The organism is Leifsonia sp. EB34, from assembly GCF_041260585.1.
In the GTDB taxonomy this organism is placed as follows: domain Bacteria; phylum Actinomycetota; class Actinomycetes; order Actinomycetales; family Microbacteriaceae; genus Leifsonia.
Genome location: NZ_JBGCCV010000001.1, coordinates 445307 through 458954, shown reverse-complemented (window position 1 = coordinate 458954; position 13648 = coordinate 445307). Strand labels below are relative to the sequence as shown.

General features: G+C 70.1%; 15 protein-coding genes. 12 read left to right on the top strand and 3 right to left on the bottom strand.

Annotation, left to right across the window (positions count from 1 at the left end; genetic code table 11):
* Window positions 1–56 precede the first annotated feature (56 nt).
* Entirely contained in the window at window positions 57–362 is a 306-nt protein-coding gene (locus tag ABIA36_RS02265; RefSeq protein WP_369960653.1) for a DUF2130 domain-containing protein, read from the top strand.
* Window positions 363–589: 227 nt separating this feature from the next.
* Here ABIA36_RS02265 and ABIA36_RS02260 read toward each other — a convergent pair whose 3' ends face one another.
* On the bottom strand, window positions 590–1159 hold the full coding sequence (locus ABIA36_RS02260; protein ID WP_369960652.1) for a TetR/AcrR family transcriptional regulator: 570 nt from the start codon (window positions 1157–1159) through the stop codon (window positions 590–592).
* A 112-nt stretch (window positions 1160–1271) separates the two neighbouring features.
* Here ABIA36_RS02260 and ABIA36_RS02255 point away from each other — a divergent pair, with 112 nt between their 5' ends.
* From ABIA36_RS02255 to ABIA36_RS02220, 8 genes are all read left to right on the top strand, one after another.
* Window positions 1272–1982, top strand: coding sequence for an SDR family oxidoreductase (locus ABIA36_RS02255; RefSeq protein ID WP_369960651.1), 711 nt, complete (start codon window positions 1272–1274; stop codon window positions 1980–1982).
* Between the two features lie 71 nt (window positions 1983–2053).
* The gene (locus ABIA36_RS02250; protein ID WP_369960650.1) at window positions 2054–2671 is read left to right on the top strand and encodes an NADPH-dependent F420 reductase; all 618 of its coding nucleotides are present in this window, start codon (window positions 2054–2056) and stop codon (window positions 2669–2671) included.
* A gap of 33 nt (window positions 2672–2704) precedes the next feature.
* Complete coding sequence (locus tag ABIA36_RS02245; RefSeq protein ID WP_369960649.1) at window positions 2705–3382, top strand: NADPH-dependent F420 reductase; 678 nt, start codon at window positions 2705–2707, stop codon at window positions 3380–3382.
* 32 nt (window positions 3383–3414) lie between these two features.
* The gene (locus ABIA36_RS02240; RefSeq protein ID WP_369960648.1) at window positions 3415–4416 is read left to right on the top strand and encodes an alcohol dehydrogenase catalytic domain-containing protein; all 1002 of its coding nucleotides are present in this window, start codon (window positions 3415–3417) and stop codon (window positions 4414–4416) included.
* A gap of 415 nt (window positions 4417–4831) precedes the next feature.
* Window positions 4832–7552: a fibronectin type III domain-containing protein gene (locus ABIA36_RS02235; RefSeq protein ID WP_369960647.1), complete on the top strand. Its 2721-nt coding sequence runs from the start codon at window positions 4832–4834 to the stop codon at window positions 7550–7552.
* Between the two features lie 37 nt (window positions 7553–7589).
* A complete protein-coding gene (locus tag ABIA36_RS02230; protein WP_369960646.1) occupies window positions 7590–7952 on the top strand; it encodes a hypothetical protein in 363 nt (120 codons plus the stop codon).
* Window positions 7953–8074: 122 nt separating this feature from the next.
* Window positions 8075–8569, top strand: coding sequence for a hypothetical protein (locus tag ABIA36_RS02225; protein ID WP_369960645.1), 495 nt, complete (start codon window positions 8075–8077; stop codon window positions 8567–8569).
* A 19-nt stretch (window positions 8570–8588) separates the two neighbouring features.
* On the top strand, window positions 8589–9215 hold the full coding sequence (locus ABIA36_RS02220) for a hypothetical protein (RefSeq protein WP_369960644.1): 627 nt from the start codon (window positions 8589–8591) through the stop codon (window positions 9213–9215).
* Between the two features lie 4 nt (window positions 9216–9219).
* On the opposite strand, the gene ABIA36_RS02215 is transcribed toward ABIA36_RS02220, so the two are convergent.
* Window positions 9220–9414 carry a hypothetical protein gene (locus ABIA36_RS02215; protein WP_185278140.1) on the bottom strand — a complete coding sequence of 65 codons (195 nt, stop codon included), beginning with the start codon at window positions 9412–9414 and terminating at the stop codon, window positions 9220–9222.
* Between the two features lie 132 nt (window positions 9415–9546).
* On the opposite strand from ABIA36_RS02215, the gene ABIA36_RS02210 reads away from it, so the two are divergent.
* Entirely contained in the window at window positions 9547–10041 is a 495-nt protein-coding gene (locus ABIA36_RS02210) for a peptidoglycan-binding protein (protein WP_369960643.1), read from the top strand.
* Window positions 10042–10132: 91 nt separating this feature from the next.
* Here the strand turns inward: ABIA36_RS02210 and ABIA36_RS02205 are convergent, their stop codons facing one another.
* On the bottom strand, window positions 10133–11317 hold the full coding sequence (locus ABIA36_RS02205; RefSeq protein ID WP_369960642.1) for an ROK family protein: 1185 nt from the start codon (window positions 11315–11317) through the stop codon (window positions 10133–10135).
* Between the two features lie 147 nt (window positions 11318–11464).
* Between ABIA36_RS02205 and ABIA36_RS02200 the strand changes: the two genes are divergently transcribed.
* Both ABIA36_RS02200 and ABIA36_RS02195 read left to right on the top strand, forming a co-directional pair.
* Window positions 11465–12607 carry a Gfo/Idh/MocA family protein gene (locus ABIA36_RS02200; protein ID WP_369960641.1) on the top strand — a complete coding sequence of 381 codons (1143 nt, stop codon included), beginning with the start codon at window positions 11465–11467 and terminating at the stop codon, window positions 12605–12607.
* Window positions 12604–13584 carry a sugar phosphate isomerase/epimerase family protein gene (locus ABIA36_RS02195; protein ID WP_369960640.1) on the top strand — a complete coding sequence of 327 codons (981 nt, stop codon included), beginning with the start codon at window positions 12604–12606 and terminating at the stop codon, window positions 13582–13584. Before ABIA36_RS02200 ends, ABIA36_RS02195 begins: the two co-directional genes overlap by 4 nt.
* The last annotated feature ends 64 nt before the right edge of the window (window positions 13585–13648 follow it).

Sequence of the window (13648 nt, the reverse complement as noted above, 5' to 3'; positions counted from 1 at the left end):
CAACCCGCCGCAAGAGCCTTAGCGGTCCTGTAGATTGCTCAGTTTTTGTAGCGTACTTGCACGAGCCCGACTTCGCGCAAGATTCCGGACGTAACTACACCACAACTGGGGTGACCCTTCCGGGTGAGCAGCCAGTTGCCATCGCACACCCGAACATTGAGGCTCGGTTAGCGCTGCTCCGTGACAGCGACCCGGCCGACGTCGAGTACATCTCCATCATGTTCGAGATGAAGCACGAAGCGGATGCGACCGCTACGAAGAAGCGGGACGAAGACTTTGTCAAGGAGCTCGACAAGGACTGGCCGTCGGCGTGGGAGTTCGCCGGCCCATCCCTATACCCGTGCGCAATGGTGTTGTCGTAACGCACGAGGTTTTCAGCTCGTTCGATCGAGGGAGTCGCAGGCGGCCCTTTGCCAGCGCCCTGCTGGATCGATATCCCGCCGGATCAGTAGGTACTGGGTTGCTCCAGTCGGAGGGCAGCAGGACGGGGCGGATCCCCTCCAGGAGCGCCCGTTCGGCGACGCGGGCGGACCGGCTGGCGGAGCGCCCCGCGATCAAAGTGACTTCACGGGGGGACTCCCAGCCGGCTTCACATTGTCTCGATGACCCGCCGCGCAAGGTCTGCGGCCCTGGCCCCGTAGTTCCCCCCATCGAGTACGGCCGCCGTGGCGTAGGCGCCGTTGAGGATGATGAGCAGGTCGTCGGCGAGCCTGTCCGGGTCGGCGGCGCCGGCCTCCGCCGCCAGGTCGCGGAAGAGGTCGCGCACAGCGTGCTTGTGGCGGACGGAGACCAGGTGGGCCGGGTGGTCGCCCTCCGGGAACTCGGTGTTCGTGTTCAGCATCGGGCAGCCGCGGTATCCGGAGCGCGCCGTCTCGCCGGCGAGGGTCTCGAACACGGCGATCAGCTTCTCGCGAGGGTCGGGGTGTGGCTCCATCGCTGCGTTCATCAGCTCGAACCACGCGTCCGCGCGCTCTTGCACGTATGCGGTGGCCAGGGCGTCCTTGCTCGGGAACTGGCGGTAGACCGTCGCGTTGCCCATGTTCGCCTCCTTGACGATGGTGTCCATGCCGACGGCGCGGATCCCTCGCTCGTAGAAGAGCCGGGTCGCCACCTGAAGCACGTCGTTCCGGTTCTGCTCTCCCGTCCTGCGCATGGTCATCGCTCGCCTTTCCGTTTTCTCAGCCGTTCCAGTTTGACAGACGGAACGATCCGTCACAAGAATGTGTGAGAACGATCCGTCACATTCGGCGGTCACCCCGGAATGGAGAACCATGAGCAGCACCGACCTTGCAGGCAAGCGTGTCGTCGTCATCGGCGGCACTTCGGGAATCGGTCGCGCGATCGCGGAGCACGCCGTCGCGTCCGGAGCCCGGGTCGTCGCGGCCTCGCGCACCGCCGACCAGAGCAGCCCGAACCCGCAGCTCGCCTTCGAGCAGGTCGACCTGACCTCGACGTCCTCGATCGAGGCGCTGTTCGAGCGCGTGGGCGCGTTCGACCACCTCGTGCTCTCGGCCGGCCCCGGCGCGATGGGCTCCGTCCGTGAGCTGAGCTCCGACGCCGCTCGCCCGTTCATGGACACCAAGTTCTGGGGATACTACGACGCGATCCGCGCCGCCGCCGAGCGCATCTCGGCCGACGGCTCGATGACGCTCGTCGGAGGCGGCGCGAGCAGGAAGCACGCGCCGGGACGCCCGATGATGGCCGCGATCAACGCCGCCATCGAGGCACTCGGCAAGGCGAACGCCATCGACCTCGCGCCGGTCCGCGTCAACGTCATCGCGCCCGGCCTGGTGGACACCCCGGCCTACGCCGGCCTCCCCGACGAGATCCGCGACGGGATGCTCGCGGGCTACGCCGCCACCGTTCCGGCCGGCCGCGCCGGGCTTCCTGAGGATGTGGCGACAGCTGCACTGTTCCTGATGACCAACACGTTCGTCACCGGTACCGTGCTCGACGTCGACGGCGGCGTCCAGATCGTCTGAGCCCGACTCGAGTCGAAACGCCGAGAAGCCGTAACGCCAGAGAAAAAACGTCAGAGAAGGAGGAGTCACCCATGACCAGCTCCATCGCCGTCGCCGTGATCGGCACCGGCATCATCGGCCGCACGCTGGCGGCCCGCTTCGCCGAGGCCGGCCACACGGTCGTCATCGGAACCCGCGACCCCGGCCGCGCCGAGGTCGCGGAACTCGCGCAGCAGACCGGCGCGCGGCTCGCGAGCATCGAGGACGCCATCGACGCGTCCGACGCCGTGGTGTGGGCCATCAACGGCGCCGCCATGGCCGAAGCCGTTCCGGCACACGGGCCGCGCCTCGGCGGCAAGGTCGTGATCGATGCGACGAACTCGGTCGGAGCCGCCGTAATGAACAGCCTGGAGCTCCTGGGCGCCCACGCGCCCGACGCACGGCTCTACCGGGCGTTCAACAGTCTCGGCTGGGAGAACTTCGCCGACCCGCACTACGGCGACATCGTCGGCGACCTGCTCTACTGCGGCCCGGCGGGCGCCGGAGCCGAGGTCGCCGAGTCGCTCATCCAGGCGACCGGCCTCCGCCCGATCCGGGTCGGCGACACCGACGCCGTCGGGATCGTCGACAGCATGGCCTACCTCTGGTTCGCGCTCGCGTTCGGCCAGGGCATGGGCCGCGGCGTCGGCTTCAAGATCCTCACCCGCTGAAAAACCCGCTCCACCCAACGCACTAGGAGATACATGAACATCGCAGTCATCGGCACCGGAATGGTCGGCCGCACCCTCGCCGCGCGCCTGGCCCAGCTCGGCCACGACGTCACCATCGGAACACGCGACCCCGAGGTCACCCTCGCCCGCACCGAGCCGGACGCCATGGGCGCACCCGGATTCGGCACCTGGGCCGCCGAGAACCCCGGCATCCGCGTCGCCGCGTTCGGCGACGCCGCCCGCGGCGCCGAGCTGATCGTCAACGCCACCAACGGCAGCGCGTCGATCGAGGCCCTCCGCCTCGCCGGAGCCAGCGACCGCGCCGGCACGATCATCCTCGACATCGCCAACCCGCTCGACTTCAGCGCCGGGATGCCGCCGACCCTGTTCGTGAAGGACACTTCCTCGCTCGGCGAGCAGATCCAGGACGCGTTCCCCACCGCCCGCGTGGTCAAGTCGCTGAACACCCTCAACGCCGACCTGATGGCGGACCCTGGGCGCCTCCCGGAGTCCAGCACCGTGTTCGTCTCGGGTGACGATGCCGAGGCCAAGCAGGTTGTCACCGGCCTGCTGGAGCAGTTCGGCCACGCCGACATCATCGACCTCGGCGACCTGTCCACCGCCCGCGGCACCGAGATGCTCCTGCCGGTGTGGCTGCGCCTGTGGGGCGCGCTCGGAACGGCCGAGTTCAACTTCAAGATCGTCCGCTGACCAACCGAAAAACCCTGGAAAGGAACCGTTTCATGCGCGCAGTTCAGATCGATGCTCCCGGTGCCGAGTTCACGCTGGTCGAGAAGGCGATCCCGGAGGTCCCTCGCGGCCACGTCCTGGTGAAGGTCGCGGCGAACGGCATCTGCCACAGCGACGCGATGCCCGGCGCGGGGATGTCCTCCGCCTACCCGCGCGTGCCCGGCCACGAGGTGGCCGGCACCGTCGAGACGCTGGGGGAGGGCGTCACCCGGTGGGAGCCCGGCCAGCGGGTCGGCGTCGGCTGGTTCGGCGGCGCCTGCTTCGAGTGCGACGCGTGCCGGCGGGGCGACTTCGTCTCCTGCAGCGTCGGGAAGGTCACCGGCCTGACCGTCGACGGCGGCTACGCCGAGTACCTCGTCGCACCGGCGGACGCGCTCGCCGCGATCCCGGACGCTCTGAGCTTCGAGGAGGCCGCACCCCTGCTGTGCGCCGGAGTGACGACCTTCAATGCGATCCGCTCCAGCGGCGTCCGCCCCGGCGACCGCGTCGCCGTGGTCGGGCTCGGCGGCCTGGGCCACCTCGGTGTCCAGTTCGCCTCCAAGCTGGGCTTCGAGACCATCGCCATCGCGCGCGGAAGCGAGAAGGAGCCGTTCGCGCGCGAGCTCGGCGCCGACCACTACATCGACAGCACCACCGCCGATGTCGCGGAGGAGCTCACCAAGCTGGGCGGCGCCGACCTCGTCATCGCCACGGTCACCGACGCCGACGCCATGGCGGCGACCGTCCCCGGCCTGGACGCCCGCGGCCGCCTGATCGTCCTCGGGGTGCCGCAGCAGCCGCTGCAGGTCAATGCGGTGGACCTCGTCCTCGGCAGCCGTGGCGTCGCCGGCCACGCCTCCGGCACCGCGAAGGACTCCGAGGACACGCTGCGCTTCGCCGCACGCACCGGCGTGCGCCCGATGATCGAGACCTACCCGCTCGAGAACGCGGCCGAGGGATTCGACCGGATGATGTCGGGGAAGGCGCGCTTCCGCGTCGTGCTCACCAACGCCTGATTCCGAGACCGGTCCTGCCCCGGAGACGCACGGCGCGTCCCCGGGGCAGGCGCGGACCCCACCCGTTTTGGGTGCGCCGACGACCTGCGGACAGTAGACACCAGGGTCTATCCTGCGAATGCAGACGAGATCCTTGGGGGAGTGATACGTGGCAGACGACAGCGAGCCGCCGCAGGGGCGGGGGTTGCTTGCTGTCTGGGTCCTGTTGGGTGCTCTGGCGGTCGCGGAGGCCGTCGTCGGCGGGATCGCCGCTGCCGGCGGGTTGAGCCACGTGAGGTGACGGGCGGGTCCGACCGCACCCCGATGGCCCCGAGCGATTGCCACAACACCATGACGTGACGTATCCTCAGTTGTGCTCGGGGCAACCTGCCGACGGCGCACTCGCGGGTTTCGCACGCTTGCGCTCGTCTCGTCGGTGATCACGGCGGCCGCGCTCGGTGTCCTCGCCGGCGCGGAGCCCGGGACCGCCGCGACCGCACCGCTGCCCAGCGGCACATATTGCCAGGGGCCGCAATCCAGCCAGCCCGCCACGGGACCCACCAAAGTCGCATTCATCGACCTCGAGAACGAGTCCGCCTCCGCCGTCAGCTCCTCTCCCGACGCGCCGTTCCAGAACGGGACCCTCACCGGGCAGTGCGGCACCTTCGCGACGACGGCGATGCACAGCATCACACACCCCTCGGAGGGCAACTACGCGGGGCAGGTGTCCGGCCTCAACGCCGCAACCGACCCTGTGGCCCGCTTCACCTTGTCGGACTGCGCGCCGGACAGCACGTCGTCGTCCTGCGCCTTCGGCGGCGGCCATTTCGACAGCTCGGTTCCCTCCCTCTTCTCGCAGGTGGAGTCGGCGTTCGGAACCGGCGGCTGGAAGAGCTACGCCGACGACATGCCCGCCAACTGCAGGATGTCGGATGCCACGCCCTACGCGACCGTGGGGAGTTCGACCTACATGAAGTACGTGGTCAGGCACAATCCGGCCGCGTACTTCAACGGGATCGCCTGCGGGTCTCAGGACGTCCCCTCCGGCGATTGGGCGAACGGACAGGGCGCCCTCTACGGCGACGTGGCCGGCGGTACGCTGCCGCGCTTCTCGTTCATCCAGCCCAACGACATCGAGAACGGCCACGACCCGGTCAGCGTCGGCGGGGTGACGGTCGCCGGCGGGACCAGCCAGATCGGCAACATCGACGCGTACCTCTCGCGGATGCTGGCGCTGATCCAGAGCGGCCCCGACTACCAGAGCGGCAATCTCGTGGTGGTCGTGACCTACGACGAGGGATACACCCACGGGTCGGCTCCCGGAGACGGGGCCGCCGGACAGAACTGCGCGGATCCCGCCATCAGCGTCAACGCGACATCGTGCCAGGTGAGCACGTGGATCGTCGGCCGGTACGTCCCGCACTACAGCTACTCCGGCTACATGAACGACTTCGGGCTGCTCGCGGCGACCCAGCGAATCCTCGGTCTCACGCCGTTGCTCGCCCACGCCGCCGACAGCTCCACGCCGGACATCGTCAACGGCACCACCGGCGCTCCCGACCCCTTCAACCTCGCCCCCGGCACGCCGCCGCCTCCGCCGACCGTGCCGGGGGCGCCGACGGGCCTGAGCGCGGTGGCCGGCGATGGGAGTGTGGCGTTGTCGTGGTCGGCGCCGTCGTCGACCGGTGGTGCTGCGATCAGCGACTATGTGGTGCAGTACCGCACGACCGGTTCGACGACCTGGTCGACGTTCGCGCATCCGGTCTCCACGACGCCGAGCGCTACGGTCACGGGGCTGGTGGACGGCACCGGGTACGACTTCCAGGTGAGTGCGGTCAACAGTGTCGGGACCGGACCGGCGAGTCCGGTGGTCACGGCCACGCCCGTCGCGCCTGCCACGGGTCCGCAGCTTCTGCCGGACCCGGGGTTCGAGTCGGGCAATGGTGGTTGGGCGGCGTTCACCCAAGGGACGCTGACCCGGGTGGGGAGCCCGGTCCACGGCGGTGCGTTTGCTTTGCAGGTGGCCGCGACCTCGGCGACGGCGTCGCTGGTGGGGCTGACGCAGAACACCGCGGTCAACAACTCCGTCGCCGGCACCAGCTACACGGCGAGCTGTTATGTCCAGCCCACAGGGGCGAACCTGAACGTGCAGATCCGGTTCCTGGAGTACACGCAGAACTTCGGTTCCGTCACCCACCTGGACAGCACCGTGATCGCCACCCTGCCGACCGGCACTTGGACGCTCGTGTCCGTCACCTCCACCGCCCTGCGGTCCGGCGAGCGGATGATCCCGCAGATCTACTCCACCAACGAGAAGACCAGCACGGGCAACCTCGTCTACGACGACTGCTCCCTCACCGCCGGGACTCCTCCACCGCCTCCGCCGCCGACGGTGCCGGGGGCGCCGACGGGCCTGAGCGCGGTGGCCGGTGACGGGAGCGTGGCGTTGTCGTGGTCCGCGCCGTCGTCGACCGGTGGTGCTGCGATCAGCGACTACGTGGTGCAGTACCGCACGACGGGTTCTGTCACGTGGTCCACGTTCGCGCACCCGGCTTCGACCACGCCCAGTGCCACGGTGACCGGGCTGGCGGATGGCACGGGCTACGACTTCCAGGTGAGTGCGGTCAATAGCGTCGGGACCGGACCGGCGAGTCCGGTGGTGACGGCCACGCCCGTCGCGCCCGCCGGGGGTCCGCAGCTTCTGCCGGACCCGGGGTTCGAGTCGGGTAACGGCGGTTGGGCGGCCTTCACGCAGGGCACGCTGACCCGGGTGGGCAGCCCGGTCCACGGCGGTGCGTTTGCTTTGCAGGTGGCCGCGACGTCGGCGACGGCGTCCTTGGTCGGGCTAACGCAGAACACCGCGGTCAACAATTCCGTCGCCGGCACCAGCTACACCGCGAGCTGTTATGTCCAGCCGACCGGAGCCGGCCTGAACGTGCAGATCCGATTCCTGGAGTACACGCAGAACTTCGGTTCCGTCACCCACCTGGACAGCACCGTGATCGCCACCCTGCCGACCGGTGCCTGGACGCTCGTCTCCGTCACCTCCACCGCCCTACGCTCGGGGGAGCGGATGATCCCGCAGATCTACTCCACCAACGAGAAGACCAGCACCGGCAACCTCGTCTACGACGACTGCTCTTTCACCGCGGGGTGAGGCGTCGCGCCGGCGTCCCCGGCGTACAGTCGCCTTCGTGACCGACGAAGACACCCCCATCGCCTACACCGCCCTCCAGAAGGGCACTCCCGTCCTGACCGCCGACGGAACAGAGATCGGTACGGTCGAGCATGTCCTCCAGGACAGCACCATCGACCTCTTCGACGGGATCGCCGTGAAGACGACCGCAGGCCTCCGCTTCGTCGACGCGAACCTCGTCGGCCGCATCACGACGGGTGCCGTGCAGACCAGTCTCACCAGCGATGACGCGGCCGCGCTGCCGGAGCCGGAGGGCACCGAGGTGCTCGACGCCGATCCCGACGAGTTCGGCGGGAACGGGCTGAGTGCGTGGTTCGGCCGGATGTTCATGCGCGAGCACTGGATGCGCCGCAAGGAGTGAGGGGCCCGGGTGTTCGCCCTCCCGGCCGCCCAAAAAGTGACTATTGCTCAATCGCAATCTCAGGCCTACCGTGAGCGGCGCCGGTCGGACGACCGGTTTGACACCGAATCGAGGGGTTGGATATGAGCGATCGCACGCCACAAGCGGATGTTCCGGACGCGTCGGCTCGAACGAGGACGACCGGAGGCGGCGCGGCCGCTACCGCGCCGAAGCAGGTCAACACGGCGTTCTGGCTCTACATCGCCTGCGCCGTGCTCAGCCTGGTGGGAATGATCATCGTGCTCGCAAGCATGGGGTCGATGACGACCCGTCTGCAGCAGAGCGGGCAGGTCTCCGGCGGGACCGCGAGCGCGGCCGTCGGCATCGGCGTCACGCTGAACGTGATCTTCGGCATCCTCTTCATCGCCGCCTACGTGCTCTTCGCCGTGTTCATGCGCCGTGGGGCGAACTGGGCGCGCATCGTCCTGCTGATCGTCACCGTCCTCTCGCTCCCCGGGATCCTCGGCGGCTACGGGATAGGCGCACTCCAGGTCGTCCTCGGCGTGATCGCCACCATCCTGGTCTTCATCAAGCCGGCCAGCGAATACTTCCGGTCGGGCCGCGCTCCGCGGGCCTGACGGCAGCGGGGCGGCGGCCGTGACCACGGTGGAGGACCCGGCCGCAGCCCGCTGGCGGGCGGCCGACGAGCTGGCACAGGGCGTCGCGGATGACGGGCTCGGCCGGCGACGGGGGCGCGTGCTGGCGTGGGTCCTCGGACTCTTCGTCGCCTCGTGGCTGGCGGGCTTCGTCCTCGCCTTCGCGCTGCCCCGCCCCGCTCATCACGCGACGAGCGGCGGCATGGGCGTCCGGGAGTTCGCCGGGTTGACGCTGTCGGCGATCGGCTTTCTGGTGGCCCTCATCGGCTTCATCTGGGGTGTGCGCACCAAGCACTACATCACGCGCTGGCGAGCGGTGACCAGTCCGCTGAGCCGAAGGGAGCGGAAGTCGGTGATGAAGCAGATCCGGGGCAGGCGGCCGATGGACTCGGAGCACGCCGACACGATCGTCGCCGCGGCGCGCCAGCTCCGGCGCGCGAGTCTGGGGACCGCGCCGCTCTACGCCGGGCTCTCGCTCATGGTCCTGGGATTCGTCGTCAGCGCGACGGTGCTCGTCTCCCTCATCCTGTGCCTGATCTCCCTCGCCCTGTTCGCGGCCGCCGGCGTCCAACTCCTCGTCTACTACCGGCAGATGGGAGCGTTCCTCGAGGCGCAGAGCCCCGGCTGACCCCCTACTCCTGGAACACCCCCAGCATCCGCTCCCGGTTGTCGCCGAGCGCCCGCTCGCAGCCCGACACGCAGTGCACATCCTGCGGGGCTGTGCGGAAGCCGGCCTGGCCCGGGTTGCCGAGCATCTTCACCGTGCCGTCCATGCGCTTTCCGCAGACGGGGCAGTCCGCCGTCCGCAGTTCGATTCTGATCGCCATGCGCCAACGGTAGACCCCCCATTCGCGGGTCATGCGCGGCCACGCGGGCGGCCGCGGAACGTCCAGGAACGACGCCTTGCCGTAGACCGGACGGTCTGCGACACTGGCGGCGCTCGGACGAGAGGAGTCATCATGCCGAATCCAGGACAGCCGACGGTGCAGGAGGGCGACACCGGCGACGCGGTCAAGCGGGCCCAGCGCGCGGTGCGGCGCACACCGAACCTCGGCATCGTCGTCGACGGGATCTTCGGACCCGCGACGAAGGCCGCGATCATCGACTTCCAGACCGGAGCGGGACTCGTGCCCGACGGGATCGTGGGCCCGCTCACCTGGGCGGCCCTCCCGGACGGCGGCCCGATGCCGGTGCTCAGCGAGGGCTCGACCGGGGCCGTCGTGTCCAGCCTCCAGACCGTCCTCACCAACGGGGCCGACCGGTGGGGCGGCGTCACGCCGGGCGGGATCGACGGGATCTTCGGGCCGCACACCCGTGCGTCGGTGGAGGCCTTCCAGGGCTGGGGCGGCGTCAACGTGGACGGCGTGGTCGGCGACCAGACCTGGAGCGTGTCCCTGCACGCGGCCAGCGCGACGCTGGAGACGGCGGTGGGGTTGGAGTACGTGACCTCCTGAAGGAGGACACGGTCCGAATCTCCTGCCGGACGGCGTTCGGCAGGAGGTGCGGGCGCGTGTCGGGGCGAAACCTCCTGCGGGAGCGGCGGGGTTAGCTCGCGGCCTCCTCGGCGGGAGGAGCCGCGGGGATGCGGGCGCGGCCGATGGTGGCGACGCCGGCCGGGGTGAACAGCTGCTCGCCGAGGGACTCGATGCACATGCGCAGCGCGCCCGTGAGGACGCTCGCGTCGCCGTACTGCGAGCCGCGGAGGCGCGTCTCGATCGGCCTGTCGTTCTTCGCGAGAGTGCGCTCGAGCGCGGGGATGAGGAGGTCCTGCAGCGTGCCGAGCGACCCGCCCAGGATGATCTCCTCCGGCGCGAGCAGCCACGCGATCAGGGTCACGCCGGTGCTGAGCGCGTTCGCGAGGCGGTCGACCTCCTCCAGCGCGTGCGGCTCGCCGGCGCGTGCGGCGGTGACCAGCTCCCAGGTCGCCGCATGGCCCGGCGCGAGCTCGTCGTCGAGGTCGACGAGCAGTGGGCTGACCAGGTCGTGGAGGCCGAGGTCGCGCGCCCAGCTCACCTCGCCAGCGGCGCCGTCGCGGCCGCGGTAGAGCTCGTTGCGCAGCACGAGACCGATACCGATGCGCTCGCTGTCGGAGAAGATGTAGGCGAAGTCCTGCACCTCGCCGTCGCGCGACCACTTCTCGCCGAGCGCGGCGACCTTCGCGTCGTTCTCGACCCGCACGGGACAGTCGAACAGCTCGCCGACCGCGTCGCGGAGTGAGAAGCCGGTCCACTCGGGCATCGTCATCGGCAGGTCGACCATCCCGTCGTCGCGCACGATGCCGGGAGTGGAGACGGTCACGGCGACCACGGCGGAGCGGTCGACGCCGGCCTCCTCCAGGAGCCGCGTCACGCAGTCTTCCAGGAGCCTGAGGCGTTCGGCCCGGGAGGTCTTGATCGGCAGCGGCACCCGGAGGTCGCCGAGGATCGACGTCGCCAGGTCGGCGACGGTCGCGTGGATCTGGCCGGCCTCCAACTGCAGGGCGACCACGCACGCGGCGTCGTAGCGGAACGCGAAACTCCGCGCCGGCCGGCCGACCGGGCGGGCGTCGGGGGAGGCCGCCGCCAGCTCCACGACCCAGCCGCTGTCGATGAGGTCGTCGAGGATCAGCTCGATCGTCCGCCGCGAGAGCCCGGACTCCTGCTGCAGCTCGGTCATCTTCGCCGGGCCGGTGCGGTACAGGATGCCGAGCGTGCTGGCGGCGTTGCGCTGCCGCATCTCCGAATGATCCATCTGTGGTCTACCCCTTCGTGCCAGTGCCTGATCTTACGCGAGAAAAAATAGTTTTGCTATTACCGCGCATAATTGCTAACGTTCCCGATCAACGGCGACAAGCAAACGTGCTTCTTCCGCCGAGAGCTTCGACGAAGAAGGGCCAGCGTGACTGTTCAGAAAGACCGGATCGGAGTCGGCATCGTCGGCTGCGGCAACATCTCGGGCGCGTACTTCCGCGGTCTGGAGCGCTTCGACGGCCTCCGCATCGTCGGCTGCACCGACCTGAGCCAGGAGCTCGCCCAGGCGGCGGGGGAGCGCTACGGCGTCCCGGTGTTCGCGAGCGTGGACGAGCTGGCCGCGGCGGAGGGCGTCGACATCCTCGTCAACCTCACCCCACCGCTCGCCCACGAGAGCGTGACCCGCGCCCTCCTCGCGACGGGAAAGCACGTCTTCACGGAGAAGCCGCTCACGGCCTCCTTCGCCACGGCGGCCCCGCTCGTCGCCGAGGCCCGCGAGCGCGGCGTGCTGTTCGGCTCCGCGCCCGACACGTTCCTCGGCTCGGCGGGCCAGACCGCACGTGCGGCGGTCGACGCGGGCCTGATCGGCGAGGTGATCGGCGCGAGCGCCTTCGTCACCCACAGCAAGGCGGAGCTCTGGCACCCGGACCCGACCTTCCTCTTCATCCCCGGCGGCGGCCCCGCGCTGGACATGGGCCCGTACTACATCGCCGCGCTGGTCAACCTGCTCGGCCCGGTCGCGAGCGTCTCCGCCCGCGCCCGGATCGGCAGCACCGTCCGCCCGGTCTCCACCCCGGGCCGCCGGGTGGAGTCCATCGACGTCACCATCCCGACGCACGCCTCGGCGACGCTCGACTTCGCCTCCGGCGCGATCGGCACGGTGCTCGCCAGCTTCGACATCTGGGACCACAACCTCCCGTTCATCGAGCTGTACGGGTCAAAGGGCACGCTCAGCGTCCCCGACCCGAACAACTACGACGACGCGGTGCGCGTGCGCCTGCACGGCGAAGAGGAGTGGCGCGAGCTGCCTCCCGTCATCGAAGGCTTCACCGACGGTCTCCTAGAGGAACTGCTTCCGCTGCGCGGCCCCGGCGTCGCCGACCTCGCCGCCGCGCTGACCGGCGAGCCGCACCGCACCAGCGCCGACTTCGCCCTGCACGTGCTGGAGGTGCTCGACGCGATCGCGAACGGCACCGACGGCCTCCACACCCTGACCACCACCTGCGAGCGCCCCGCCCCGTCTACCGAGACCTGGCGCTCGGCATCCCTCGAGGAGACCGCGATCGCATGACCGCCACCACCGCATCCACCACGACCGCGCCGGCCACGACCCGCGCGTTCGGCGTCGACCTGATCACCTTCTTCGACCCGGGCTTCTGGGGCCTCACCAGCCGTGAGGAGCTCGAAGCGCTCGCCGCCGCCGAGCCGCGCCGCGTCTGGGACACCATCCTCGACGCCCTGCAGGAGGCCGGCGTCGCCGAGCTCGAGATGACCTTCCCGCCCGCCGACCGCCTCACCGCGATCGCGGCCTACGGGTCGACGGAGGGCTTCGCCGCCGAGCTGGAGCGTCGCGGGCTCTCGGTCGTCAGCGCCTACTTCGCCGACATCGAGCACGCGGAGGACGTGACCGACCCGGCCACGCGCGCCGCCATCCTCGCCGCCGCCGAGACGGAGGCCGCCTTCCTCGCCAGGATCGGCGCCTCCTTCCTGGTCGCCGGGCTCCCGATGCGCCGCAACAACGCGGAGGGCGACGGACTCGCGCCGGTCGACCTCGCGACCGCGGCGCCGATCGCCGACATCGCCAACGAGGTCGGCGCGATCACCCAGCGCCACGGCGTCACCCTGGCCCTCCACACCGAGAGCCACTCGGTGTTCTGGACCCCGCGCGATGTCGACCTGTTCCTGCTGCTGACGGACCCGTTCCTCGTCGCGTTCTGTCCGGACACCGGCCACATCGTGCTCGGCGGGGGAGACCCGGTGCAGCTCGTCTCGCGGCACCGCGAGCGCGTCGTGATCGCGCACTGGAAGGACGCCGCCGGCGCCTTCCGCGAGCACGCGCTCGTGGACGGCGGCATCTGGGACCGGCACCGCCCGTACTTCCGCGCCGCCGGCCAGGGCATCGTCGACTGGCCCGCCTTCGCGGCCACGCTCGCCGAGATCGGCTACGGGGGCGGCATCCTGCTCGAGCTCGACGCCGCCGCCGACCCGGTCGGGCAGCTCATCGCGGCGCGCACCTACCTGGAGGACGCCACCGCCGGCATCCTCTGACCCGGACCGCACCACCCGGACCGCACCACCTCCACCCGCCAGGAGTGGACCCACGCAGCACCAC

Coding starts and splice junctions, on each gene's coding strand:
- ABIA36_RS02260 (WP_369960652.1), bottom strand. CDS start 1,159: ATGACCATGCGCAGGACGGGAGAGCAGAACCGGAACGACGTGCTTCAG.
- ABIA36_RS02255 (WP_369960651.1), top strand. CDS start 1,272: ATGAGCAGCACCGACCTTGCAGGCAAGCGTGTCGTCGTCATCGGCGGC.
- ABIA36_RS02250 (WP_369960650.1), top strand. CDS start 2,054: ATGACCAGCTCCATCGCCGTCGCCGTGATCGGCACCGGCATCATCGGC.
- ABIA36_RS02245 (WP_369960649.1), top strand. CDS start 2,705: ATGAACATCGCAGTCATCGGCACCGGAATGGTCGGCCGCACCCTCGCC.
- ABIA36_RS02240 (WP_369960648.1), top strand. CDS start 3,415: ATGCGCGCAGTTCAGATCGATGCTCCCGGTGCCGAGTTCACGCTGGTC.
- ABIA36_RS02225 (WP_369960645.1), top strand. CDS start 8,075: ATGAGCGATCGCACGCCACAAGCGGATGTTCCGGACGCGTCGGCTCGA.
- ABIA36_RS02215 (WP_185278140.1), bottom strand. CDS start 9,414: ATGGCGATCAGAATCGAACTGCGGACGGCGGACTGCCCCGTCTGCGGA.
- ABIA36_RS02210 (WP_369960643.1), top strand. CDS start 9,547: ATGCCGAATCCAGGACAGCCGACGGTGCAGGAGGGCGACACCGGCGAC.
- ABIA36_RS02205 (WP_369960642.1), bottom strand. CDS start 11,317: ATGGATCATTCGGAGATGCGGCAGCGCAACGCCGCCAGCACGCTCGGC.
- ABIA36_RS02195 (WP_369960640.1), top strand. CDS start 12,604: ATGACCGCCACCACCGCATCCACCACGACCGCGCCGGCCACGACCCGC.